The following is a 24,401-nucleotide window of genomic DNA, read 5'->3' on the forward strand; positions in this document are numbered from 1 at the left end:
CCAGATAGACAAAGCAGGTTGATTCTCGTGCGGTATTCGGAGCCCTTCATGGCGCGAACCCTGGGACCGAATTGCAACAGCAATGTGGCGAGAGGGCAACAGATCGCCCCCTGCCCGCCTTTTCAACGCGAGTTGCGGATTACCTGAACGTCCAGGTCGCGGATCTTCTTGCGCAGCGTATTGCGGTTCACGCCCAGAAGCTCCGCCGCCTTGATCTGGTTGCCGCGGGTCGCCGCCAGCGCCGTGCTGATCAGCGGATATTCGACATCGCGCAGAATGCGATGATAGAGGCCTGGCGGCGGCAATCCATCGCCGAAACCGTGGAAATAGGTCGACAGATGCCGCTCGACCGAGCTCATCAACGTGTCTTCCATTTCCGAACCGTTGGTTGCCAGCGCGGCAGCCGGCTGATCCAGTTCGGCGTCGATGATGTTCTCGGTAATCGTGTCCTGCGGATAGAGCGCCGCGAGACGCCGGATAAGGTTTTCCAACTCGCGAACGTTGCCCGGCCAGCGATAGCGCTTCAACCGCTCAACCGCCGCCGTCTCGATCTGCTTGTGCGGGAGGCCTTCCTTCTCGACCAGCGTGAAGAAGTGCCGGACGAGGTCCGGAATATCCTCGGAACGCTCGCGAAGGGCCGGCAGGCGGATCGGCACGACGTTCAAGCGGAAGAACAGATCCTCGCGGAACAGGCCCTGATTGATCAGGATCCGCAGATCCTTATTCGTGGCGGCGACGATCCGGACATCGGTCTTGATCGGCGTACGGCCACCAACCGTCGTGTACTCGCCCTGTTGCAGCACGCGCAGCAACCGCGTCTGCGCCTCCATCGGCATGTCGCCGATTTCGTCCAGAAACAGCGTGCCGCCTTCGGCCTGTTCGAAGCGACCGGCGGAGCGGGCCTGCGCACCGGTGAACGCGCCCTTCTCGTGGCCGAACAACTCGCTTTCGATCAAGTCGCGCGGGATGGCCGCCATGTTGATGGCGACAAACGGACCGGTGCGGCGCTTGCCGTAATCATGCAGCGCGCGGGCGACCAACTCCTTGCCGGTGCCGGATTCGCCGGCGATCATGACGGTCAGGTCCGTCTGCATCAGCCGCGCCAGCACGCGGTAGATGTCCTGCATGGCGGGCGAACGGCCGACCAGCGGGATGTTCTCGCTGCCGTCGTCGATGCGGGCGTCCTTGGCCCGCTGCTTCGGCTCGGCCAGCGCGCGGCCGACGATCGAGATCAGTTCCTTCAGGTCGAAGGGCTTCGGCAGATATTCGTAGGCGCCGCGCTCGGAGGCGCGTATCGCCGTCATGAACGTGTTCTGCGCGCTCATGACGATGACCGGCAGTTCCGGCCGCGCCCGTTTTATGCGCGGCAGCAGATCGAACGCGTTTTCGTCCGGCATCACGACATCGGTGATGACGAGATCGCCCTCGCCCTGGCTGACCCACCGCCAAAGCGTCGCCGCGTTCGACGTCAACCGGACTTCATAGCCGGCGCGCGACAGGGCCTGATTGAGAACGGTCCGGATGGCCGCGTCGTCATCGGCTACGAGGATGGTGCCGGTTGCCATTTCATTCGTCCTTGTCTGCAGGCATTGCGCCTGGGAAAGCCGGCATCAGCACCCGGAAAGTCGTGCGGTTCTGCTGGGAGTCGCACTCGATCACGCCGCCATGATCGCCGATGATCTTGGCCACGAGCGCCAACCCAAGGCCGGTGCCGTTCGTCTTGGTGGTGACGAACGGGTCGAAGAGATGCGGCAGCATGTCCGCCGGAACGCCGGGACCGTTGTCGCGAACGCAAAACTCCAGCGGCAGCGTCACCCGGTTGGTCGAGCCCGGCACGGAAAGCCGGATACCGGGCTTGAAAGCGGTGGTGAGCAGGATCTCGCCATCGTCGTCATTGCCGATCGACTCGGCTGCGTTCTTGACGAGGTTGAGGAAGATCTGAACCAGCTGGTCGCGATTGGCATAGACCGGCGGCAGCGAGGGATCATATTCCTCGACAATGCGGATATTGCGGGCGAAGCCGGATTGCGCCAGCCGCTTCACATGCTCCAGCACGACGTGGATGTTGACCGGCGCGCGTTCGACGGGACGCTCGTCGGAGAACACCTCCATCCGGTCGACCAGCTTCACGATCCGGTCGGTCTCGTCGCAGATCAGACGCGTCAGCGCCCGGTCGTCATCATCGACGGAGGATTCGAGCAACTGTGCCGCGCCGCGAATGCCGGAAAGGGGGTTCTTGATTTCATGCGCCAGCATCGCCGCGAGGCCCGTCACCGAGCGCGCCGCACCGCGATGGGTCAGCTGGCGGTCGATCTTCTCGGCCATCGTCTTTTCCTGCAGCAGGACGACGACGGAATTCGGTCGCTCGGGAACTGGCGAGGCATAGATGTCGACGATGCGATCGCTGCCATTGCGTGGCGTGCCGACATCGACGCGATACTCGTTGACGGCGGCGCCTCGCGACCGAACCTGCTCGATCAGCGCCAGCAGCGGGCTACCGAACGGCACGAAATGCTCGATAGACTGCCGGCGCAGCACGGCAATGGACGCCTGGAAGAAATCCTGCGCGGCGCTATTGGCTTCGGTGACGTGGCCGGCACCATCGATCATGATGATCGGATGCGGCAGCGCGTCGAGCAACATCGACGCCGCTGCATTGCCATTCGCAATGCCGGCGTCGATCGGCGCCATGGACTTGTTCAAGCGGCTCTCCTGAGTTCGGCTTCGCCGAGATGCTTGCGCAGAAGCGCGACGACGCGTTCCGGCTGATGTTCCGTCATGATGGCGAGACGAGCCGTCGGCTCGATGACATCGGCGCCGAGCGCTTCCAGCGTCCAGCTCAGATGTTTTCGCGCGTTACGCACGCCCAGAATTGTGCCGTAGAGCGCGATCATTTCTTCAAAATGGCCAATCACGAGGTCGATGAAGTCATCGCCGCGCGGGGCTTCGGGCATGACGCCTGTGGCGGCAAAACGGGCAAGATGTCCTGGCAGCCAGGGGCGGCCATAGGCACCGCGCCCGACCATGACCCCATCTGCTCCCGAAAGCGCCAGCATCGGCGCCAGGCTCTCCGGGCTCAGGCAGTCGCCATTGGCAATCAACGGGATCGAAATCGCCTGCTTCACGGCAGCGATGGCGGCCCAATCGGCGCTGCCCTTGTAGAACTGGCAACGCGTGCGGCCATGCACGGTGATCATCGCGACACCGGCATTTTCGGCCCGGCGCGCGAGTTCAGGTGCATTGATCGTCTTGTCGTCCCAGCCAAGCCGCATTTTGAGCGTGACAGGAACCGGGCTTGCCGCGACCGTCGCCTCTACGAGTGTTAGCGCATGATCGAGATCGCGCATCAGCGCCGAGCCGGAATAACCAGTGGTGACGCGCTTGGCCGGGCAGCCCATGTTGATATCGATGATGTCGGCGCCGGAATCAGCCGCGGCGCGCGCGCCTTCGGCCATCCAGTGCGCCTCGCGTCCGGCAAGCTGCACCACATGCAACCCGTCGCCAGTGGCTTCCGCGCGCATGGCCGTCTCGGCATTGCCATTGGCCAGTTCTTCGCTGGCGACCATCTCGGAAATCACCAGCCCAGCCCCGAACGAAGCAGCGACACGCCGGAACGGACGATCGGAAACACCCGACATCGGCGCAAGCAGAACGCGGTTGGCGATCGTCACACTTCCGATGCGCAGAGGCTCGGCTAGACGGGTGGTTGGGTTGGTCGCTTCAGGCAATTGATTACCGAATAGGCATAGGATCAGGTGCCCACATATTAGTCAGACGAGCGCGGACAGCAAGAGACTTGTTGCGTTGCGAAGTGGAATCTCCGATTCCATGGCTTCAATGACACGGCCTTCGATGACACGCCGGGATCCGCCAGATTCCGAACCAGCCAGGATCCTTCGTGCATGAGCGAGACATTGCCCTCCCCACGTATCGCGGCCTTGCTCGTGGCGGCCGGACGCGGCGTTCGCGCCGGCGGCGAGGTGCCGAAGCAATATCGCAAACTGGCCGGCCAGGCGATTCTGCGGCGCACGGCGGCGCGCTTTTTGTCCCACGCTCGTATCGACGACGTTCTGGTCGTCATTCATGCCGATGATGTGACACTTTACGAGGAAGCCACCGCCGGGCAGCCCGGCCTGCTGCCCTTCGTGACCGGCGGCGCAACGCGCCAGGAATCGGTTCGCCGCGGGCTGGAGGCGCTCTCCGCGCGCGGGGTGACGCATGTGCTCATCCATGATGCGGTGCGGCCCTTCGCGTCCCCTGCCCTGATTGACCGCGTCATTGATGCGCTCGCCACTTCCGATGCCATACTCGCCGCCTCGCCCGTCACCGACACGCTGAAGCGCGCCGATGCCGGACACATTGTCAGCGGCACGGTGGCGCGCGAGAATCTCTACTCAGCCGAAACGCCGCAGGCCTTTCGCCTCACCACCATTCTGGACGCCCACCGGCTTGCCGCCGACGCACCCGAGCCGTTTACGGATGACGCCGGCATTGCCGAATGGGCCGGCATCCCGGTTCAGATCGTCCTGGGCGAGCGCGCCAACATCAAGCTGACCCTGCCGGAGGACATCGAAATGGCCGACACCCGCCTGCGCATGGAAGAACGCCAGTTGTTCGGCGAAACCCGTGTCGGAACCGGCTACGACGTGCACTCCTTCACCGAAGGCTCCGGCGTCTGGCTCGGCGGCATCGAGATCCCGCACGACCGCAAGCTGTCCGGCCACTCCGACGCCGACGTGGCGCTGCACGCGCTTACCGACGCCGTGCTCGGCACGATCGCGGATGGCGATATCGGCGACCATTTCCCGCCCTCCGATCCGCAATGGCGCGGGGCTTCGTCCGATCGGTTCCTGGCCTTCGCCGCCGAGCGGGTGCGGGCGCGCGGCGGCGTCATCGTCAATCTCGACCTCGCCATCATCGCCGAGGAGCCCCGGATCGGCCCGCATCGCGACGCCATGCGCGCGCGGATCGCCGAAATTGCAGGCATCAGCGCAGGCCGGGTCGGCGTCAAGGCGACGACGAACGAGAAAATGGGGTTTGTCGGCCGCGGCGAAGGCATCGCGGCGATCGCGACCGCCACGATCCGCCTGCCCTTCAGCGAGGACGAAGCATGACCGATCTCACGCCTCTACAGGATCAAGCGCAGGCGCTCATCGAGCTCTGCATCGCGCGCGGGCTGACCATCGCAACGGCCGAATCCTGCACCGGTGGTCTCATCGCCGGCGTGCTGACAGAGATCTCCGGTTCTTCCGCCGTGGTGGATCGCGGCTATGTCACCTATTCGAACAAGGCCAAGAACGAGATGCTCGGTGTTCCGGCGACATTGATCGAGCGGGTCGGCGCCGTCAGCCAGGAAGTCGCCCTTGCCATGGCGGTCGGCGCACTCGCCAAGTCGGGCGCCGATCTGGCAATCGCCGTGACGGGCATTGCCGGCCCCACCGGCGGCTCGGCCGAGAAGCCGGTCGGACTGGTACATTTTGGCGTCATGCGGCGGGGAAATCCGGCGCGCCATGCCGTGCACGTCTTCGCAGACCTCGATCGTTCCGGCGTCCGGTTTGCAACCGTCGTCGAAGCACTGAAGTTGCTGCACGACGCAGCGTCGCGAGACGACTAGGTGCTGACCTGGGGCACGACGCCATAAATGGCGTCGGCGCGCTTTTCGAAGGCATCGGCGAACTTGCGGAACGCCTTGTCGAAGACGGCGCCCATAAGGGCCGAGAGCGTTCGCGAGCGAAACTCGTAGTCGATCGCGAAGGTGACCGTGCTGTGGCCGCCATCGACGGCCGCGAACGTCCAGATATTATCGAGATGCTTGAACGGTCCGTCGAGATATTCGGCGCGGATCGTGCCGGCCGCACGATCGAGCACGACCTTGGTGGTAAAGGTCTCGCGCATGAACTTGTAGGCGACCGTCATGTCGGCGATCAGCACTTCGCGGTCGCCTTCGGGCTTGCGGCCACGGATCACCAGCCGCTCACAGAGCGGCACGAACTGCGGATATTTCTCGACATCGGCGACGAGCGTGAACATCTCATCGGCCGTGTGTCCGACGCGACGCTCGGTCGTAAAGCTTGGCATATCCCGCCCTAGCCCTGGTGCTGGGCCTGGCGGGCCGAGCGCAGACGGTCGAAATCCTCGCCGGCGTGATGCGACGAACGCGTCAACGGGCTGGAGGAAACCATGAGAAAACCCTTGGCATAGGCGATCGTCTCGAACGACTTGAACTCGTCCGGCGTCACAAAGCGGATGACCGGATGATGCTTGCGGCTCGGCTGCAGGTACTGGCCGATGGTCATGAAATCGACCTCGGCGACGCGCAGATCGTCCATCAGCTGCAGGATCTCGTTCCGCTCTTCGCCAAGGCCGACCATGATGCCGGACTTGGTGAACATGTTGGGATCGAGCTCCTTCACCCGCTGCAGCAGGCGCAACGAATGGAAATAGCGGGCGCCCGGGCGCACCTTCAGGTACTTGGACGGCACGGTCTCGAGATTGTGGTTGAACACATCCGGGCGCGCCTCGACGACGACTTCAAGCGCGCCGGGCTTGCGAAGAAAATCAGGCGTCAGGATCTCGATGGTCGTGCCGGGCGCGGCGCGACGGATCGCATAGATCACGTCGGCAAAATGCTTGGCGCCGCCATCGGCGAGATCGTCACGATCGACCGAGGTGATGACGACGTGCTGGAGGCCCAACTTGGCAACGGCCTCGGCCACCTTCTCCGGCTCGGCCAGATCCAGCGGCTGCGGCATGCCGGTGCGGACGTTGCAGAAGGCACAGGCGCGCGTACAAGTGTCGCCCATGATCATGAAGGTGGCGTGCTTCTTCGACCAGCACTCGCCGATATTCGGGCAGCCGGCCTCTTCGCAAACCGTGACGAGGCCGTTCTTCTTCACGATCTCCTGCGTCTCGCGATAGACGGGCGAGCCGGGCGCGCGGACACGGATCCAGTCCGGCTTGCGCAACAGTGGCGTCTCGGGCCGGTTCACCTTTTCCGGGTGCCGGGGCCGAAGATCTTTGCCTGCGAGCGTATTGAGAACGACGACCATGGAAACTCCGATCTTACGCGCGGCGCAGGAGGCTGAGCAGGAACAGGAGGACAATCGCACCGACGGTCGAGACAACCAGGCTGCCGACGAAACCGGCAAAATGGATGCTGAAGGCGGCAGCGAGCGCCGCACCGATCCAGGCGCCGATGAGGCCGACGATCAGATTGATGATCAGGCCATGCCGACGTTCCATGACGCGGGAAGCAATCCAGCCGGCAAGAATGCCGATAAGGATCGTCGCGAAAATGCCGACACCGTTCATGATGAGCCCTGACCGTTTCTAGTTCAGCACATATGGTGGAAGACCAAGCGCAACACCAGCTTTGTGTCACGCATGGCCGTCATGCAATCAGTTTGGCAAGGCCGACGACGATGACCGCGCCGACTGCCGCGATCACCACCTGGTTGACGAACTCGTTGCCGAGATCGACCGGGATGTTGAAGTAGCGGACCAGGAACCCGCCCACCACGGCGCCGATCAGCCCGGTGATGATATTGCGGATGAGGCCACCGCCACCGACCACGATACTGGCAAGCCAGCCGGCGATCAGGCCGATGGCCACCCAGATCAGGATGGCTTTGAGTTGAGGGTCCATTCCGTCTATTGCCTTGCCAGTCCTGATCTTTGCACGCCCGATTGACGCCCACCCATGGTCGCCATCAGGCTCTTTCGTCATCCCGGCGAAGGCCGGGATCCATCCCTCAACCGCGCCGCCGGCGTTTATGGACCCCGGCCTTCGCCGGGGTGACGGCGGTGTAGTGTCTAGTCCATCGTCAGGGCGTATAGATCGGTCCAATCGGGATTGTGTTCCTCGATCAACCGGATCTTCCAGTCCCGTTGCCATTCCTTGAGTTGCTTCTCCCGACGTATGGCGGATTCCATCGTCTCGTGCATCTCGAAGAAGACCAGCACCTTGGTGCCATAACGCTTGGAAAACCCGTCAACCAATCCTTCTCGGTGCTGCCATGCCCTGGCAGCCATATTGCTCGTCACGCCAAGGTAGAGCGTTTCAAACTGCCAGCTCGCCATGATGTAGACGCAGGGGCACATTTCCGATGCCCCCGCGCCGTCTTGGCGTCCTAGATATGGATCGCGCGGCCGTAGGCCGAGAGCACGCTCTCATGCATCGTCTCGGAAAGAGTCGGATGCGGGAAGACGGCGTTGATCAGCTCTTCTTCCGTCGTCTCGAGGTTCATGGCGATGACGAAGCCCTGGATCAGCTCGGTCACTTCCGCGCCAACGAGATGGGCACCGAGCAACTGGCCGGTCTTCTTGTCGAAGATGGTCTTGACCAGGCCTTCCGGCTCGCCGAGCGCGATCGCCTTGCCGTTGCCGATGAAGGGGAACTTGCCGACGCGCACGTCGTAGCCGGCTTCCTTCGCCTTCTTCTCGGTCAAACCAACCGAGGCGATCTGCGGGTTGCAATAGGTGCAGCCCGGGATCTTCGCCTTGTCCATCAGGTGCGGATGCAGGCCGGCGATCGCCTCGACGGCGATGACGCCCTCGTGCTCGGCCTTGTGCGCCAGCATCGGCGGGCCGGCGACGTCGCCGATCGCCCAAACGCCGGGAACGTTGGTCTTGCCGATGCCGTCGATGACGACGCAACCGCGATCCGTCTTGACGCCGAGCTTTTCCAGGCCGAGGCCTTCGATGTTGCCGACGACGCCAACCGCCGAGATCAGCTTCTCAGCCGAGATCTCCTGGGTCTTGCCGTCCGCCGTCTCGATCGTCGCCGTGACCGAATTGGCCGATTTGACGACCTTTGTCACCTTGGCGCCGGTCAGGATCTTGATGCCCTGCTTCTCGAAGCGCTTGCGGGCATGCGCCGCGATCTCTTCGTCCTCGACGGGCAGGATCTGCGGCAGGACCTCGACAACAGTCACTTCCGAACCCATCGTCCGGTAGAACGAGGCGAACTCGATGCCGATGGCGCCGGAGCCCATGACGAGCAGCGACTTCGGCAGGCTGTCGGGCACCATGGCCTCGAAATAAGTCCAGATCTGCTTCTTGTCCGGCTCGATGCCGGGCAGCGCGCGCGGACGGGCGCCCGTCGCGACGATGATGTTCTTGGCTTCGTAATCGCCGCCACCGAGCGCGCCCTTCGGCGGGTTCTCGGATGCCTTGACCGTCAGCTTGCCGGGCGCGGTGATCTCGGCCGAACCCCAGATCACGTCGACCTTGTTCTTCTTCAGCAGGCCGCCGACGCCCTGGTTCAGCTGGGCGGAAACGCCGCGCGAACGCTTGGTGATGGCGGCCATGTCGAAGCCGATTTTCTCGGCCGAGAGGCCGTAATCGGAGGCATGCTCGAAATAGTGATAGACCTCGGCCGAGCGCAGCAGCGCCTTGGTCGGGATGCAGCCCCAGTTGAGGCAGATGCCGCCGAGATGGCTCTTCTCGACCACGGCGACCTTGAGGCCGAGCTGGGCGGCGCGGATGGCGGCGACATAGCCGCCCGGACCGGAACCGATGATGATGACGTCGTAGGGTGCGGCCATGTTCGTCTCGCTGCGCGTTGAAGGTCTTGCGGCCCCCTCCTCACGGAGAGAAGGGAGCCGAAACGACGTTGATGGCTACACCAGCATCGCCATGGGCTTCTCGATATAGCCCTTGAAGGCCTGGAGAAGCTCGGCGCCGAGCGCGCCGTCGACGACGCGGTGATCGGTCGAGAGCGTGACCGCCATGATGGTCGCGATCTTGATCTCGCCGCCACGCACGACCGGCTGCTGGATTCCCGCGCCGACCGCGAGGATCGTCGCATGCGGCGGGTTGATGATCGCCGCGAAATCCTTGACGCCGAACATCCCGAGGTTGGAGACCGAGGTCGTGCCACCCTGGTATTCTTCCGGCTTCAGCTTGCGCTCACGAGCCCGCTTGGCCAGATCCTTCATCTCGTTCGAGATGCTGGACAGCGACTTCGCATCGGCATTGCGCACGACCGGCGTGATCAGGCCGCCGGGGATCGAGACGGCGACGCCGACATCGACAACCTTGTGGACGAGCATGCCGCCATCGGTCCAGGAAGCGTTGGCGCCCGGAACCTTCTTCAGCGCCAGCGCCATGGCCTTGATGACCATGTCGTTGACCGAGATCTTGTAGACCGGCTTGCCGTCCGCATCCTTCGGCGCCGCGCCGTTGATCTGCTCGCGAAGCGCCAGCAGCGCATCGAGATCCGTATCGACGGTGACGTAGAAGTGCGGGACGTTCTGCTTCGATTCCGTCAGGCGACGCGCGATCGTCTTGCGCATGTTGTCATGCGGCACGAGATCGTAGGAGCCTTCGGCGAACAGCTTGAGCGTCTGCGCATCGGTCGGGCCGGAATGCGCCGGAGCGGCCGTTGCAGCGGCGGGAGCCGGTGCGGCGGCGGCAGCTGTCGGTGCAGCCTTGGCGGCTCCACCCTTCTTCGCGGCCTCGACGTCGGCCTGGACCACACGGCCACGCGGGCCGGTGCCGACAACCTTGGCGACGTCGATACCGGCGTCCTTGGCAATACGACGAGCCAGGGGCGAGGCAAACACACGCTCGCCCGACTGAGCGGCAGGTGCCGCCGCAGCAGCCGGTGCGGGTGCTGTGGCCGGAGCCGGCGCTGCCGGAGCGGGAGCAGCGGCTGGCGCTGCCTCGGCTGCCGGAGCAGCGGCCGCGGGTGCCGGTTCAGCCGCGGCAGGAGCGGCGCCAATGGCGCTTGCATCCTCACCATCGGCCAAAAGAACCGCGATCAGCGCGTTGACCTTCACGCCCTGCGCGCCCTCAGGCACCAGGAGCTGGGCAACCGTGCCTTCATCGATGGATTCGACTTCCATCGTCGCCTTGTCGGTCTCGATCTCGGCGAGAACGTCGCCCGACTTGACCTTGTCGCCAATTTTCACGTTCCACTTGGCGAGGTTGCCCTCTTCCATGGTCGGCGAAAGCGCAGGCATCAGAATATTGATCGGCATAAAGCACCTATTGGCGTGATTCTGGCGTGCCCAGGTCTAACGGACGGTCCCATTCGGAATCGAAACTCGCCTTGATGGCGTCGAGCGCCTGCCCTTCCGAGCAAACGCCGTCCGTTTCGAATCCACGCGCTACCTGACGTGCAATATCGACCAGAAGGATCCCCCAGGTCGCCGGATCATCGAACGCCGTCCGGAAGCTGACGTCCAGCCCCTTGTCGACGATCCATGCGCGGAAAATTTCCGCTGCATCTTCCGATTCCAGGGCGCCCGGTGGAATTTCCAGCTCGCGTTTGTGTCCAGCCATGGCGCTACCGATACGTTACGGCTTTGACGGCCGCGACCACTTCGCCAACGTTCGGCAAAGCGAGCTTCTCGAGGTTCGCGGCGTAAGGCATCGGAACGTCCTTGCCGGTGACCTTGAGAACCGGCGCGTCGAGGAAGTCGAACGCCTTTTCCATCAACTCGGATGCGATGTGCGAACCGATCGAGTTCTGCGGCCAGCCCTCTTCGACCGTCACGCAGCGGCCGGTCTTCTTGACCGACTCGATGACCGTGTCGATGTCGAGCGGACGCAGCGTGCGCAGGTCGATCAGCTCGCAATCGATGCCCTGCTCGGCCAGTTCGGCCACGGCCTTCGTCGCATAGGTCATGCCGATGCCGAACGAGACCACCGTCACGTCCTTGCCGACCTTGTGGATACGCGCCTTGCCGATCGGCAGCACAAAATCCTCGATCTGCGGCACGTCGAAGGAGTGACCGTAGAGGATCTCGTTCTCGAGGAAGATCACCGGATTGGGATCGCGGATCGCCGCCTTGAGCAGGCCCTTGGCGTCGGCTGCCGTATACGGCACGACGACCTTGAGGCCGGGGATGTGGCTGTACCAGGACGAGAAGTCCTGGCTGTGCTGCGCGCCGACGCGGGCCGCCGCGCCGTTCGGGCCGCGGAAGACGATCGGAGCACCAAGCTGGCCGCCGGACATGTAGAGCGTCTTGGCAGCCGAGTTGATGATCTGGTCGATCGCCTGCATGGCAAAGTTGAAGGTCATGAACTCGACGATCGGACGCAGGCCCGCCAGCGCGGCGCCGGTCGCGAGACCGGCAAAGCCGTGCTCGGTGATCGGCGTGTCGATGATTCGGTCCTCGCCGAACTCCTGCAGCAGGCCCTGGGTGATCTTGTAGGCGCCCTGGTACTCGGCCACTTCCTCGCCCATGACGAAGACGTCGGGATCCCGACGCATCTCTTCGGCCATCGCGTCGCGAAGCGCTTCGCGAACGGTCGTCGAGACGAAGGTGGTGCCTTCGGGAATGGCCGGGTCGGCGGCGACCTGGATAGCGATCGGGGCAGCGGCAACCGGAGCCTGGGTCGAAGCCGGAGCCTCGGCAGCAGCGGGCGCTTTGGCAGCGGCTGGAGCCGCAGCAGCCTGGGCTGCCGGCTTTTCACTAGCGGCGGCGGAAACGTCCTCGCCGTCGGCGGCGATCACGGCGATACGGGTGTTCACCTTCACGTTCTCGGTGCCTTCGGCCACGAGAAGCTTGGCGATCGTTCCCTCGTCGACGGCTTCGACTTCCATCGTCGCCTTGTCGGTCTCGATCTCGGCGATCACGTCACCGGACTTGACCTTGTCGCCTTCCTTCTTGAGCCACTTGGAGAGCGTACCCTCCTCCATGGTCGGCGAGAGGGCCGGCATCAGAATATCGATGGGCATGGCTATCTCCGACCTTACTTCACAATGTCCGTCCAGAGCTCGGACACATCCGGCTCCGGATCATTGGTGGCGAATTCCGCCGCATTGTTCACGATTTCACGCACTTCGGCATCGAACTTCTTGAGATCGTCCTCGGTGGCCCAGCCCTTCTCCAGAAGACGGGCGCGAACCTGCTCGATCGGATCGTGCTCGTTGCGCATCTTCTGGACTTCGTCCTTCGACCGGTACTTGGCCGGGTCGGACATCGAGTGGCCGCGATAGCGGTAGGTTTCGATCTCGAGGATGTAGGGGCCCTTGCCGGCACGGCACCAGGCGACGGCCTTGTCGCCGGCAGCCTTCACGGCACGGACATCCATGCCATCGACCTTCTCGCCGGGGATGCCGAACGAGACGCCGCGACGGGAGAAGTCGGTCTGCGCCGAGGAGCGCGACACCGACGTGCCCATGGCATAGCGGTTGTTCTCGATGACGTAGACCACGGGCAGCTTCCAGAGCTGCGCCATGTTGAAGCTCTCGTAGACTTGGCCCTGGTTGGCCGCGCCGTCACCGAAATAGGTCAGGCAGACCTGGTCGTTCTTGCGATAGCGGTTGGCGAAGGCGAGGCCGGTTCCGAGCGAAACCTGAGCGCCGACGATGCCGTTACCACCAAAGAACTGCTTCTCGATGGAGAACATGTGCATCGAGCCGCCCTTGCCGTGCGAATAACCGCTACGCCGGCCGGTCAACTCTGCCATCACGCCATTCGGGTCCATGCCCGCGACGAGCATATGGCCGTGGTCGCGATAACTGGTGATGGTCTGATCTTCACCCGTCCGAATCGCCATCTGCATGCCGACGACGACAGCTTCCTGGCCGATATAAAGGTGACAGAAGCCGCCGATGAGGCCCATGCCATACATCTGGCCGGCCTTTTCCTCGAAGCGGCGGATGAGGAGCATCTCGCGATAAGCGAAGAGTTCCTGCTCCTTGGAGAAATTATCAACGGTTGCCGGCCTTGCCGACTTTACCGCTGCAGTCTTCCGTCCGGCGGCCGGCGCAGATTTGCTGCCGACTTTCGCTTTGGCTACGGCCATGCCTTGTTTCTCCGGGGCGTGTCCCAAACTGATTGCGGGACGTTATCCGAAGCCGATGGTCATTCCAAGATGCGGCAAGAGCATCGGAGCCATGCGCCAACTACATGACTTGATTACAAAAAAGTACAATGAACTTAAATTTGGTTCCGCAGGAATTTATTGCTGCAGGGAATGCTGCGCCGCAGCAATGCTGATAACCAGTTCGTCGGCTTGCACGACATTGAGCTTGGCGCGAGCCCGCTCGTCGATCATGTCGGGATCGAGACTTTCGGGCCGCAACAGCTGGGCACGCGCCGCGAGCGCCAGGCGCGTGGACTTCAGCCCGGTCAATTCCTGTTCAAGCGCAATGGCTTCCCGCTCCATCCGCTCGCGCGACCAGATACCATAGTCTCCATTGAAGGAATGGTAGGCGAAGTAACCCATCACGGCGAGCGAGCCGAGGGGCAGGATGAATCGCCGAAGCTTGGAATGCTTGCGCTGTCTGGTCGTCATCGGGGGATCTGAACGCGGTGCAACATGATGAACGAAGGATGGGCCAAGACGATTAACGCGGAGTTTCCGGCGACGGATCGATCAACCGGAAAGAGTGAGAAAATGGCCACAACCGAAGTGCCCACCACTTTCTTCGGGCCATGGACGGTTGACACCCGACGCCGCGAGCGAGCCATGCGATCGCCGCGCCCCTCCTAGAACCGTCATTGTGACAGAGAATCCTTGGCTAATTGCCTCACTCAGGGTATGGGAGGCTCAACTCGCATTCCGCATGACCCCTCACCGCTCGCGATCAGTTTGGTCGTGACCCGGAATGCTTCTCCAATTTCAGGCTTTCATCCACCATGGTCTCGCTCGTCCAGAATCCGGCTCTCACCCGCGCCCTCGCGGAAAAGGGCTATGAAACACTTACCCCCGTCCAATCCGCCGTGTTGCAGGATTCGGTCGGCGAGAACGATCTTCTCGTTTCGGCGCAGACCGGTTCCGGCAAGACGGTCGCCTACGGTCTGGCCTTTGCCTCGACCCTGCTCGGCAACGAAGAGCGCTTCGGCCATGCTTCCGAGCCGCTGGCGCTCATCATTGCCCCGACGCGCGAACTGGCCCTTCAGGTCCAGCGCGAACTGGTCTGGCTCTATGGCCCGACGGGCGCCCGAATCGCTTCCTGCGTCGGCGGCATGGACGTGCGCCGCGAAGCGCGTGCTCTGGAAATGGGCGCGCATATCGTTGTCGGCACCCCCGGCCGCCTGCGCGACCATCTGGAGCGCGGCCGTCTCGACATCTCCAAGCTCAAGGTTCTCGTTCTCGACGAAGCCGACGAGATGCTCGACCTCGGCTTCAAGGAAGACCTGGAGCTGATTCTCGATGCGTCGCCGAAGGAGCGCCGCACGATGCTGTTCTCCGCCACGCTGCCGCGCGAGATCGTCAAGCTGGCGAGGCAGTATCAGCGCGACGCCGTCCGCATCGACACGATCGACCAGAGCCAGCCGCATGGCGACATCGAGTATCGTGCGCTGCGCGTTGCGCCGAACGAGATCGACCACGCCGTCGTCAACGTCCTGCGCTATTTCGACCAGCCGGCGACCCTCGTCTTCTGTTCGACGCGCGAAGCCGTCCGCCGCTTGCACGCCAGCCTGCAGGAGCGCGGCTTTGAAGTCGTGGCGCTGTCGGGCGAGTTGAGCCAGGGCGAGCGCATGCACGCGCTGCAGGCTCTGCGTGATGGCCGCGCCCGCGTCTGCGTCGCCACCGACGTTGCCGCTCGCGGTCTGGACCTGCCGGATCTCGGCCTCGTCGTCCACGCCGACCTGCCCACCGGCCCGGCCATCCTTCTGCACCGTTCGGGCCGTACTGGCCGCGCCGGTCGCAAGGGCATTTCGGCCTTGCTCGTTCCCTACACCAACCGCTCGAAGGCACTCCGCCTGATCAGCGCCGCCGGTGTCGACGCCTATTGGACGGCAGCCCCGTCCGCCGAAGAGGTTCGCGCCAAGGATCAGGAGCGCCTGCTCGAGAAGGCGATGATCTCGGAGCCCGCGACCGAGGAAGACCTGGCACTGGCCACCGAACTGCTGACCAAGCGCACGCCGGAAGAGATCGCCGCCGCGCTGATCCGCCTGCACCGTTCGCGCCTGCCGTCGCCGGAAGATCTGTTCGATCCCGGCCAGCAGCCGGACCGTGGCGCCCGTGATGCCAAGCCGCGTCGCGAAGGCCCGCGCTCGGATCGCAACGATCGTGCCGACCGCGATGCCCCCCGCGGCGAGCGCCCGCCCCGCGCCCCGCGCGAAGGCGGTGACAACCAGTGGCCGACCAGCGGTCCCGGCAGCGAGAACGGTCGCGTCGAGCGCCCGCAGCAGGACATGGTCTGGTTCCGCATGAGCATCGGCCACCAGAAGAACGCGGATCCGAAGTGGCTGCTGCCGCTGATCTGCCGTCGCGGTCACGTCACCAAGAACGAAATCGGCGCCATCAAGATTTTCGAGCGTGACACGCGCTTCGAGATCATCGCCGAGGCAGCCGAACGCTTCACCGTTGCCCTGCGTCGCGGCGGCGAGGAAGAAATCCGGATCGAACCGGCTGATGGCGCGCCCGTCGGTGGTGCCGGCGCCCGTGGCCCCGGCAAGAAGCCGACCCGTCGCGCCGGCTTCAAGCCCGGTGGCGCCGGTGGCAAGCCTGGCTTCAAGCCCGGTTTCAAGTCGGGCGCCAAGAAGCGCACCGACGGCTGATCGGCTTATTTAGCTGACGAATCAAAAAGGCCCGCGACATCGTCGCGGGCCTTTTTTCGTTGCCGTTCTGTCGGGGAAATCTTCTTCACTGCTCCCTGAGGAGGCCTTCGCACAACACCATCCTCAACATGCTGAGGAGGCCCGGAGGGCCGTCTCGAAGCACGCAGAGCGGCGACTGCATGCAGACTGGCCCTCAGACGGTGCGCCCTTCGAGACGGCTTGCTCCCGCAAGCCTCCTCAGGATGTTGAGATCGAGAGTTACCCAACCGTTCTTCGGGTTCCGCTGAGATCCAGAGCAAGGTCCATCTGCTTTGAAAATCCTTCTTCAGCTCTCCCTCAGGGAGAGGTGAAGTGTCGGACTCGCCCCAGATGGAATCTGCTCTAATGAGGAAGTGCCGAAGGAAGCGCCCTCTCCGGCCGGCACGCCGGATCGCCGCCCCATAACAAAAAGGGCCCGCGACGTCGCGGGCCCTTTTCAATTCACGCGTCCAATAGCAGCGCCTCGATCAGTCCTTCAAGCGCTCAAGCGCGGCGTTGATCTTGGCTGTCAGCTCCTGCGCTTCGGCCATCCGCTCGCGCTGTTCGTCGATCACCTCAACCGGGGCGCGCGACACGAAATTCTCGTTGCCGAGCTTCGCCTCGATCTTCGCGATCTCCTTGGCGGCCTTGTCGAGTTCCTTGCCAAGACGCGCACGCTCGGCCACCAGATCGATGACGCCAGCCAGCGGCAGGGCGATGGTCGCCTCGCCAAGCACCGTCTGTACCGCGCCCTTCGGCGGCGTTTCGGCGGCCGAGATGTCCGAGCAGCGCGCGAGACGCTTGATCAGCGCGTCATGCGTGGCAAGCCGCGCCGTCGTTTCGGCTGAAGCGCCGACGATCAGCAGCGGCACCATGGCGCCCGCCGGCACGTTGATCTCGGAACGAACCGAGCGAACCGCCGTGATCAGATCAACGAGCCAGTTGATCTCGGCAGCGGCCGCCTCATCCTCGAAGTCGAGCTGCGGCCACTCAGTCAGCGCCAGCAGGCCGTCGCGGCTTTTGCCTTCGTCGATCGTGCGATCCCACAGCTCTTCGGTGATGAAGGGCATGAAGGGATGCAGCAGCGTGACGATGCGGTCGAGCGTCCAGCCGATGGTGGCGCGGGTCTCGGCCTTGGCGGCCTCGTCCTCGCCATTGAGCACCGGCTTGACCAGTTCGAGATACCAGTCGCAGAACGAGTTCCAGACGAACCGATAGAGCGCGTTGGCGGCGTCGTTGAAGCGATAGGCTTCCAGCGCCTCCGTCACGGTGCGCGCGGTGCGCGTCGTCTCGGTCGCGATCCAACGGTTGAGCCGCTCCTTCGCCGTCGACGGATCGAAGCCCGGCTCTCGGGTCGCGCCGTTCATCTCGGCGAAGCGCGAGGCGTTCCAAAGCTTGGTCGCGAAATTGCGATAACCCTCGACGCGCGAGGTCGCGAGCTTGATATCGCGACCCTGCGCCGCCATGGCGGTCAGGGTGAAGCGGAGCGCATCGGCACCGTACTCGTCGATCAGCGTGATCGGATCGATGACGTTGCCCTTCGACTTCGACATCTTGGCACCCTTCTCGTCCCGGACGAGCGCGTGCATGTAGATGTCCTTGAAGGGTTCGACCGGCGTGCCGTTCTCGTCCTTCATGAAGTGCAAACTCATCATCATCATCCGGGCGACCCAGAAGAAGATGATGTCAAAGCCGGTGATCAGGACGCTGGTCGGGAAGTAGCGGGCAAGCTCATTCGTCTCGTCCGGCCAACCCATCGTCGAGAACGGCCACAGAGCCGACGAGAACCAGGTGTCGAGCACGTCCTCGTCGCGCGTCAGCGCGGCGGGCGCGCCGTAGTGAGCGGTGGCGAGAGCCGAAGCCTCGGCCTCGTCATAAGCAACGAAGACCTTGCCGTCCGGGCCATACCAGGCCGGGATCTGGTGTCCCCACCAGAGCTGGCGCGAAATGCACCAGGGCTGGATGTTGTCCATCCACTCGTAATAGGTCTTTTCCCAATTCTTCGGAACGAAGTCGGTCCGGCCTTCGCGCACCGAGGCGATCGCCGGCTGCGCCAGCGTGTGCGCATCGACATACCACTGCTCGGTCAGGAACGGCTCGATCGGCACGCCGCCGCGGTCTCCATGCGGGACCGTATGGGCGTGATCTTCGATCTCGGCCAGATAGCCCTGCTCTTCCAGCATGGCGACAATGGAATTGCGCACCGTGAAACGATCGAGGCCATCGAAGGCCGCGATGGTGTCGGCAAGCGCCGCCGTCTTCGCGAGGCCTTCGAGGAACTCCGGATTGCCTGAGATCGCGACATTGGCCTGGCGATCGAGCACCGAAATCATCGGCAGGTTGTGGCGACGGCCGACTTCGAAATCGTTGAAGTCATGCGCCGGCGTGATCTTCACCGCGCCCGAACCCTTTTCGGGATCGGAATATTCATCCGCGACAATCGGGATGCGACGGCCGACGAGCGGCAGGATAGCGTGCGCGCCAGCGGCGACAAACGCCTGGTAGCGCTCGTCTTCCGGATTCACAGCGACGGCGGTATCGCCCAGCATCGTCTCCGGCCGCGTCGTCGCGACGGTGATGAAGGTGGTCGCGTCCTCGGGATTGAAGGTCTTGCCTTCGATCGGATAGCGGAAATGATACAGCTTGCCCTTGGTCTCAACCTGGATGACCTCGAGGTCGGAGATCGCCGTCTCCAGCTTCGGGTCCCAGTTGACGAGGCGCTTGTCCTTGTAGATCAGGCCGCCGCGATAGAGCTCGACGAAGGTCTTGAGCACGGCCTTGGACAGGCCCTCATCCATGGTGAAGCGCTCGCGCGACCAATCGGCCGAAGCGCCGAGACGCTTCAGCTGGCCGATGATCGTGCCGCCGGATTCGGCCTTCCACTTCCAGATCTTCTCGACAAAGGCCTCACGGCCAATCTCGCGACGGCCGGGCTCCTTGCGTTCGGCCATCTGGCGTTCGACCACCATCTGCGTGGCGATGCCGGCGTGGTCGAGACCGACCTGCCAGAGCACGTCCTTGCCGCGCATGCGCTCGAAGCGGACGAGAACGTCCTGCAACGTGTTGTTGAGCGCGTGGCCCATATGCAGCGAGCCGGTGACGTTCGGCGGCGGGATGACGATGGAGAAGGGCTCGGCGCCGGGCTTTGCGCCCGCGCCTGCCTTGAAGGCGCCTTGGCCTTCCCATGTTTCATAGATGCGCGGCTCGACCGCGGCCGCGTCATAATTCTTATCGAGCATGACCGTTTCCGGATGAGGAATTTGAACTGGTGTAAATCGGATGGTCGACCACGAGTCAACCGCGGAGCCCCGGACGTGATCCGTCCGCCGTCATCGAACGACTGATATAGGAAGCCGGGACGCTACAGATAAGGACAGGGGGCGCGGCGCGTCAGCGGCCGCGAGAAAGGCGCTCGATCTCGTCACGCACCAGCCGTTCGACAAGCGGCGGCAAATTGTTGTCGAGCCACGTCTTCAGCATTGGCCGGAGCATGTCCTTGACCAGATCGTCCAGCGTCTGCGAATGAGCGGCGCTCACCGCACCGGCAAGGTTGCCAAAGGCCGAATGAATGATGGCGTCGGATATCGGCGACAGCAGCGGCTCGCTTGCCGGCACATCATTGACGACCGGCAATACGGGGCGAACCGGCGCGGGCGCGGGCTTCTCGGCGTGAACAGGTGCCGGCGCGCGGGCGGGTTCGGCGACACGGACGGGTTCGGCAGCTCGCACAGGCTCGGCAACCGGCGGCGCGGGACGCAGCATGCGCGGCTCAACCATGGGCGAAGGCGCCGCCTCGACAGGGGCCGGATCCGTCCGGGAATGAGACGGCGACAGCGGGCCAGCAAACTCGGCGACACGCGCGCTGAACAATGCATCGATATCGGCGGCGGAAACGGGAACGCTCGGGAGCTTCGGCGTCAGCGCCGGCAGCTCGGACGGCTTGAACTCCGGAGCCTTGAACTCCGTGGCTGCCTTGGGGGCACCCAGACCATGCTCATCTTCGGAGATGATCCGGCGGATCGAGGCGAGGATTTCCTCCATCGAAGGCTCTTGTGCCGTACTGACCTTGGCCATCGCTACCCCATACCCACAGAACTTAGCCGAATCACTTGAGAATCCAGCAATTCTATCGGCCAAGGTATCGAAAAGGGCGATCGGCCGGAACAGGGCCGATCGCTTTTCCCCGGCTGGAGACGGTGTTACCGGCCGTCAGGAGTCCGCAGGCCGATCCACTTATCGCGGACGGCCTCGTAATGCTGCTTCGGCTGGTACGTCTGAACCTTGAGGCTGAGATTCTGGGCCGAAAGCGCGCCAGTCGTCGAAAGCAGCGTGTAGGACGCCACGACCTGAGCGCGCTGCGCCAGGATCAGCGTCTCGCGCGCCTGCAACAGCGACTGCTGCTGGTTCAGCACGTCGAGCGTGGTGCGCTGACCGACCTTCTGCTCTTCGATGACGCCTTCGAGCGCGAGCTGCGAAGCGCGGATCTGTTCCTGAGCCGACGTGATGGAAGCGCGCGCGGCCTGAAGCTGACCAAACGCGGAGACCGCCGCGGCCCGGACCTGGTCACGGGACACATCGAGCTGGATGCGGTACTGGCCGAGCGTTTCCTTGGCCTGGCGCGTCTGCGAGTAGACGACACCGCCCTCATAAATCGGCACGGTCAGATTGGCAGTCACCGTCGCCGAGCTGTTCCATCCGCCGATCTGGCTCGGGTCGTCATTCTGCGCGAGCTGGCCCTGCAGCGACACGGTCGGGAGCAACTGGCCCTCGATCACCTTCACGTTGAAGGCAGCGGTGTCGATGTTGTAGCTGGCGGCACGAATCGCCGGATGGCGCGATTGACCCGCCGCAACGGCAGCCTCTGCCGACTTCGGCAGCAGCCGCGTATTGACCGGCGGCGTCTGCAAGTTCTTCGGAGCAACGCCGATGATCTGGACATAGGTCGCATTGGCCGAGTTCAGGTCGGCGACGGCGACGTCATAGGCGGTCTGACCCTGGCTCAGGGCAGCGTCCGTCTGCGCCAGATCGGTCCGCGTGCCCTCACCCACCTTCAGGCGGTCGGCAGCAGCGCGCTGCTGTTCACGCAGGAAGGCAATATTCTGCTGGCGCAGGCCGACGATGGCCTGCTGATAAATCACGTTGGTATAGGCCGCCACGGCGTCCAGCAGCACATCCTGCTCGGTCGAACGGAGGATTTCGCGACCGGCCAGCACGCCCGATTCGGCCTGCTTCACGGAGTTCTGCGTACGAAATCCGCGAAAGATCGGCTGCTCGATGGTAAGCGCAACGCCACGCGACCAGAGCGTCTGCGAACCGACCGGGGTCAGCGGGGAAGTGCGCCCACGCGTATAGGACGGACCTGCATAGGCACTACCCGTCAGCACCGGGCGGTAGCCGGACAGCGCCTGGGGCACATTTTCGTCAGTCGCACGCAACTGGGCGCGCATCGCATTCAGCGTGGGGTTGGCATTATACGTCTGCGAAAGCGCAGTCGTCAGCGTGTCGGCATATACCGAGGGGGCAGCTACGATAACCGCAGCCATAGCTACGGTTGCCAGATAGACCCGGGAAAAAACCACGTTCAAAACCTCGGCGTTGCGAGGCGACGCCCCCCTACCGGACGTCCACCGTCGGACAATACGTCGTTAATGTACGCGAGCCCCGGCGAGGGTCAAATGGCCGAAAGGCCAAATAGGCTGTTAAAGCGCGCCGTGCGACGGGAAAGCCACAGATACCGCCCGAATTCGAAAACGAAATTCTGCGGCTAACCCATTCAAATCAAATCGAAATCAGAAAACAAACGCTTTTGGCTTCTGAAAACCGGGCAACGGCCGGACCGACGTGTTGAACGCAGGGCGCCCGCTGACCGACCCACCGGAGCGGGTGTAGATCATGGCCTTGGCCGCGAGCCCATTCGCACCGACAACAGCGATGATTCGACCACCCTCGCCGATCTGGTCGAACAGCGCCGGCGGGATCACGTCGACTGCACCCTCGAGCAGGATCACATCATAGGGCGCCTTGGCCGCATGGCCTTCGGTGAGCGCACCGACGACGACGTCCACATTCGAAACGCCGAGCGCGGCGAGATTTTCGCGCGACTTGGCCGCGAGCGACTCATCCGAATCAAGCGCGACCACCGAGGCGGCCAGGCGGCTGAGGATCGCGGCGGAATAGCCCGTCGTCGAACCGATATCGAGAACACGATCGGTCGGCAGGATGCCGGCAAGCTGCACCAGCTTGGCCAGGGGCCCCGGCTCCATCACATAGCGCGGCGTCGCGCCGGCGCCCGATACCAGTGTGTCTTCATCGATATAGGCGAGCGGCTTCAGATGATCGGGCACGAAGATTTCGCGCGGCACGGCGGCGAAGGCGTCGAGCACATCGTACTCGGTCACATCGACCGTGCGAATCTGGCAGTCCACCATCGTGGTTCGCGCCTTGGCGAAATCGACCATGATCTGGGACCCTTTGTCGTCATTGTGGCAATAGACGTTCCAATACCGATCGTTCGGCAAGGTGACAAGCCATTCCGAGCTGGCGCGGCGCCGCAGCCCGTCGCGACAGTTGCACGGATCGCTCCTCAACGGGTGTAGTGGCGCTCCGCCATCATCCTCCTGTTACATAGGCTGTCCATAGGACCCGCGTGAAACGCGGTGTAGCCGTACTCGGCTGCACCTCGTCTGCTTGATGAGCATCAACCTAAAGGGGACACCGAAGATGGTTCGCAAGACACTCTATGGCGCAGCATTCGCCATTCTGAGCCTTTCCACGGTCCAATATGCTGTCGCAGAGTCGAAGATCGACAATAGTGCACTTGAAAGCACCGAATTTCGTCAGCACGAGCGTACCTTCGGCCTCGTCTATACCTTGCCCGCAGATGTCAACGAGACCCTGCACCGTTCGCTCGGCGGCATGCTCAATGAGCGGCTGCTGACGCTCGGCCTCGAGACGGATGCCATCCGCACCAACATCCCGCATGTCACCGTTGTCCACATCCACAACGCCGACCCCACGACGCCCGCCAAGATGCTGGAAGCGCTGCCCACGCCGCCGAAGCCGCTCAGCGTCACGCTGAAGAAGTTCTACACGACCGAAGCCGCCAAGGGCGCCGGCCAGCCCTGGTGGCTCGACCTCGGCATCGTCAAGGAAGGCGACGGCTTCGAGCAGATGATGGCCTACAACACCGTTGCGACGGCGGCCCTCGCACCGCTGCGCGACGGCCCGCTGCCCCGCGTCACCGGCCCCGTCTTCGCCAAGATGGCGGATGCCGGCAAGGAACTGGTCAAGACGGTCGGCGTCAGCGGCGTCAACGTCGTGAAGAACGGCGAAGAACTGCGTCCGCACAACCCGCACAACACGCTGGTCTACAGCACCAAGACCTTCTCGCCAGAGATCCAGCAGTCGATGGGTGCGCTCGCCGAGCAGTTCAACCAGATCCTGCCGGAAGGCATCCCGACGACCTTCAAGACGGTATCGATCGTCGAACTGGCCTTTTCCGGCAACGTGACGCGCGAGATCTACCGCGTCGATCTCGAGACCGGCGCCGTGCTCGAAGTCGTCAGCGGCAAGGCCGTCACTCGCTAAACGGTCCTAGGCGGGGGCGGCGAATGGCTGCCTCCGCTTCGGAATGCGCTGCGTCAAACATACTCCACAGGCTTTGGCGGAGATCACCGACGTTCGGACTAGACGTCGCGGTCGGTAGCTTGTAGAAGCCCCACACGGTCAAGGAAGCGATGCTGGCTTGAGCGTTTTGCCGGTCCCGAACATCTTCGGATGCAAGGAACGGATCTGCTGGATGTTCGCCCTTCGGGCTGAATGTCAACGAGATGGCCTCGTGGCGGAATGGTTACGCAGAGGACTGCAAATCCTTGCATCCCGGTTCGATTCCGGGCGAGGCCTCCACTCGTTTTG

22 protein-coding genes and 1 tRNA gene are annotated in these 24,401 nt (G+C 63.5%); 5 read left to right on the forward strand and 18 right to left on the reverse strand.

What is annotated here, in order from left to right:
• Positions 1-122: 122 nt before the first annotated feature.
• From ntrC to dusB, 3 genes are read right to left on the reverse strand one after another with little or no spacing between them, the layout of a single operon-like run.
• The gene (gene ntrC / locus OSH12_RS10085; RefSeq protein WP_266343424.1) at positions 123-1,565 is read right to left on the reverse strand and encodes a nitrogen regulation protein NR(I); all 1,443 of its coding nucleotides are present in this window, start codon (positions 1,563-1,565) and stop codon (positions 123-125) included.
• A gap of 1 nt (position 1,566) precedes the next feature.
• Entirely contained in the window at positions 1,567-2,691 is a 1,125-nt protein-coding gene (locus OSH12_RS10090) for a two-component system sensor histidine kinase NtrB (RefSeq protein ID WP_266343886.1), read from the reverse strand.
• An 8-nt stretch (positions 2,692-2,699) separates the two neighbouring features.
• On the reverse strand, positions 2,700-3,671 hold the full coding sequence (gene dusB, locus OSH12_RS10095) for a tRNA dihydrouridine synthase DusB (protein WP_323180637.1): 972 nt from the start codon (positions 3,669-3,671) through the stop codon (positions 2,700-2,702).
• 231 nt (positions 3,672-3,902) lie between these two features.
• On the opposite strand from dusB, the gene OSH12_RS10100 reads away from it, so the two are divergent.
• The gene (locus tag OSH12_RS10100) at positions 3,903-5,114 is read left to right on the forward strand and encodes a bifunctional 2-C-methyl-D-erythritol 4-phosphate cytidylyltransferase/2-C-methyl-D-erythritol 2,4-cyclodiphosphate synthase (protein ID WP_266343425.1); all 1,212 of its coding nucleotides are present in this window, start codon (positions 3,903-3,905) and stop codon (positions 5,112-5,114) included.
• On the forward strand, positions 5,111-5,614 hold the full coding sequence (locus OSH12_RS10105) for a CinA family protein (protein ID WP_266343426.1): 504 nt from the start codon (positions 5,111-5,113) through the stop codon (positions 5,612-5,614). The genes OSH12_RS10100 and OSH12_RS10105 overlap by 4 nt, the downstream gene beginning before the upstream one ends.
• Here OSH12_RS10105 and OSH12_RS10110 read toward each other — a convergent pair.
• The 11 genes from OSH12_RS10110 to OSH12_RS10160 all read right to left on the reverse strand — a co-directional run bounded on the left by OSH12_RS10110 (position 5,611) and on the right by OSH12_RS10160 (position 14,253).
• Positions 5,611-6,078, reverse strand: a complete 468-nt coding sequence (locus OSH12_RS10110; RefSeq protein WP_266343427.1) for a type II toxin-antitoxin system RatA family toxin — start codon at positions 6,076-6,078, stop codon at positions 5,611-5,613. The genes OSH12_RS10105 and OSH12_RS10110 overlap by 4 nt on opposite strands.
• An 8-nt stretch (positions 6,079-6,086) precedes the next feature.
• On the reverse strand, positions 6,087-7,049 hold the full coding sequence (lipA, locus tag OSH12_RS10115; protein WP_266343428.1) for a lipoyl synthase: 963 nt from the start codon (positions 7,047-7,049) through the stop codon (positions 6,087-6,089).
• 13 nt (positions 7,050-7,062) lie between these two features.
• Positions 7,063-7,311: a GlsB/YeaQ/YmgE family stress response membrane protein gene (locus OSH12_RS10120; RefSeq protein ID WP_266343429.1), complete on the reverse strand. Its 249-nt coding sequence runs from the start codon at positions 7,309-7,311 to the stop codon at positions 7,063-7,065.
• Positions 7,312-7,390: 79 nt separating this feature from the next.
• Positions 7,391-7,645 carry a GlsB/YeaQ/YmgE family stress response membrane protein gene (locus tag OSH12_RS10125; RefSeq protein ID WP_266343430.1) on the reverse strand — a complete coding sequence of 85 codons (255 nt, stop codon included), beginning with the start codon at positions 7,643-7,645 and terminating at the stop codon, positions 7,391-7,393.
• Positions 7,646-7,812: 167 nt separating this feature from the next.
• Positions 7,813-8,100, reverse strand: a complete 288-nt coding sequence (locus OSH12_RS10130) for a GIY-YIG nuclease family protein (protein ID WP_266343431.1) — start codon at positions 8,098-8,100, stop codon at positions 7,813-7,815.
• Between the two features lie 29 nt (positions 8,101-8,129).
• A complete protein-coding gene (lpdA, locus tag OSH12_RS10135) occupies positions 8,130-9,545 on the reverse strand; it encodes a dihydrolipoyl dehydrogenase (protein ID WP_266343432.1) in 1,416 nt (471 codons plus the stop codon).
• A 75-nt stretch (positions 9,546-9,620) separates the two neighbouring features.
• A complete protein-coding gene (locus OSH12_RS10140; RefSeq protein WP_266343433.1) occupies positions 9,621-10,982 on the reverse strand; it encodes a pyruvate dehydrogenase complex dihydrolipoamide acetyltransferase in 1,362 nt (453 codons plus the stop codon).
• Positions 10,983-10,989: 7 nt separating this feature from the next.
• A complete protein-coding gene (locus OSH12_RS10145; RefSeq protein ID WP_266343434.1) occupies positions 10,990-11,286 on the reverse strand; it encodes a DUF5076 domain-containing protein in 297 nt (98 codons plus the stop codon).
• Positions 11,287-11,290: 4 nt separating this feature from the next.
• Positions 11,291-12,688 carry a pyruvate dehydrogenase complex E1 component subunit beta gene (locus OSH12_RS10150; protein ID WP_266343435.1) on the reverse strand — a complete coding sequence of 466 codons (1,398 nt, stop codon included), beginning with the start codon at positions 12,686-12,688 and terminating at the stop codon, positions 11,291-11,293.
• A gap of 14 nt (positions 12,689-12,702) precedes the next feature.
• Complete coding sequence (gene pdhA, locus OSH12_RS10155; protein ID WP_266343436.1) at positions 12,703-13,761, reverse strand: pyruvate dehydrogenase (acetyl-transferring) E1 component subunit alpha; 1,059 nt, start codon at positions 13,759-13,761, stop codon at positions 12,703-12,705.
• A gap of 156 nt (positions 13,762-13,917) precedes the next feature.
• A complete protein-coding gene (locus OSH12_RS10160) occupies positions 13,918-14,253 on the reverse strand; it encodes an FtsB family cell division protein (protein ID WP_266343437.1) in 336 nt (111 codons plus the stop codon).
• Between the two features lie 344 nt (positions 14,254-14,597).
• On the opposite strand from OSH12_RS10160, the gene OSH12_RS10165 reads away from it, so the two are divergent.
• Entirely contained in the window at positions 14,598-16,469 is a 1,872-nt protein-coding gene (locus OSH12_RS10165) for a DEAD/DEAH box helicase (RefSeq protein ID WP_266343438.1), read from the forward strand.
• A gap of 506 nt (positions 16,470-16,975) precedes the next feature.
• On the opposite strand, the gene OSH12_RS10170 is transcribed toward OSH12_RS10165, so the two are convergent.
• From OSH12_RS10170 to OSH12_RS10185, 4 genes are all read right to left on the reverse strand, one after another.
• Positions 16,976-19,726 (reverse strand): valine--tRNA ligase, encoded by a 2,751-nt coding sequence (locus OSH12_RS10170; RefSeq protein ID WP_266343439.1) that lies wholly within the window; start codon positions 19,724-19,726, stop codon positions 16,976-16,978.
• 151 nt (positions 19,727-19,877) lie between these two features.
• On the reverse strand, positions 19,878-20,561 hold the full coding sequence (locus tag OSH12_RS10175) for a DUF2497 domain-containing protein (protein ID WP_266343440.1): 684 nt from the start codon (positions 20,559-20,561) through the stop codon (positions 19,878-19,880).
• A gap of 125 nt (positions 20,562-20,686) precedes the next feature.
• Positions 20,687-22,030, reverse strand: coding sequence for a TolC family outer membrane protein (locus OSH12_RS10180; RefSeq protein WP_266343441.1), 1,344 nt, complete (start codon positions 22,028-22,030; stop codon positions 20,687-20,689).
• 246 nt (positions 22,031-22,276) lie between these two features.
• A complete protein-coding gene (locus OSH12_RS10185) occupies positions 22,277-22,945 on the reverse strand; it encodes a protein-L-isoaspartate O-methyltransferase family protein (protein WP_266343888.1) in 669 nt (222 codons plus the stop codon).
• Positions 22,946-23,207: 262 nt separating this feature from the next.
• On the opposite strand from OSH12_RS10185, the gene OSH12_RS10190 reads away from it, so the two are divergent.
• Positions 23,208-24,074, forward strand: a complete 867-nt coding sequence (locus OSH12_RS10190; RefSeq protein WP_266343442.1) for a hypothetical protein — start codon at positions 23,208-23,210, stop codon at positions 24,072-24,074.
• A 244-nt stretch (positions 24,075-24,318) separates the two neighbouring features.
• Positions 24,319-24,392, forward strand: a tRNA-Cys gene (locus tag OSH12_RS10195).
• Positions 24,393-24,401: the final 9 nt, after the last annotated feature.

The organism is Kaistia terrae, assembly GCF_026344005.1.
GTDB lineage: Bacteria > Pseudomonadota > Alphaproteobacteria > Rhizobiales > Kaistiaceae > Kaistia > Kaistia terrae.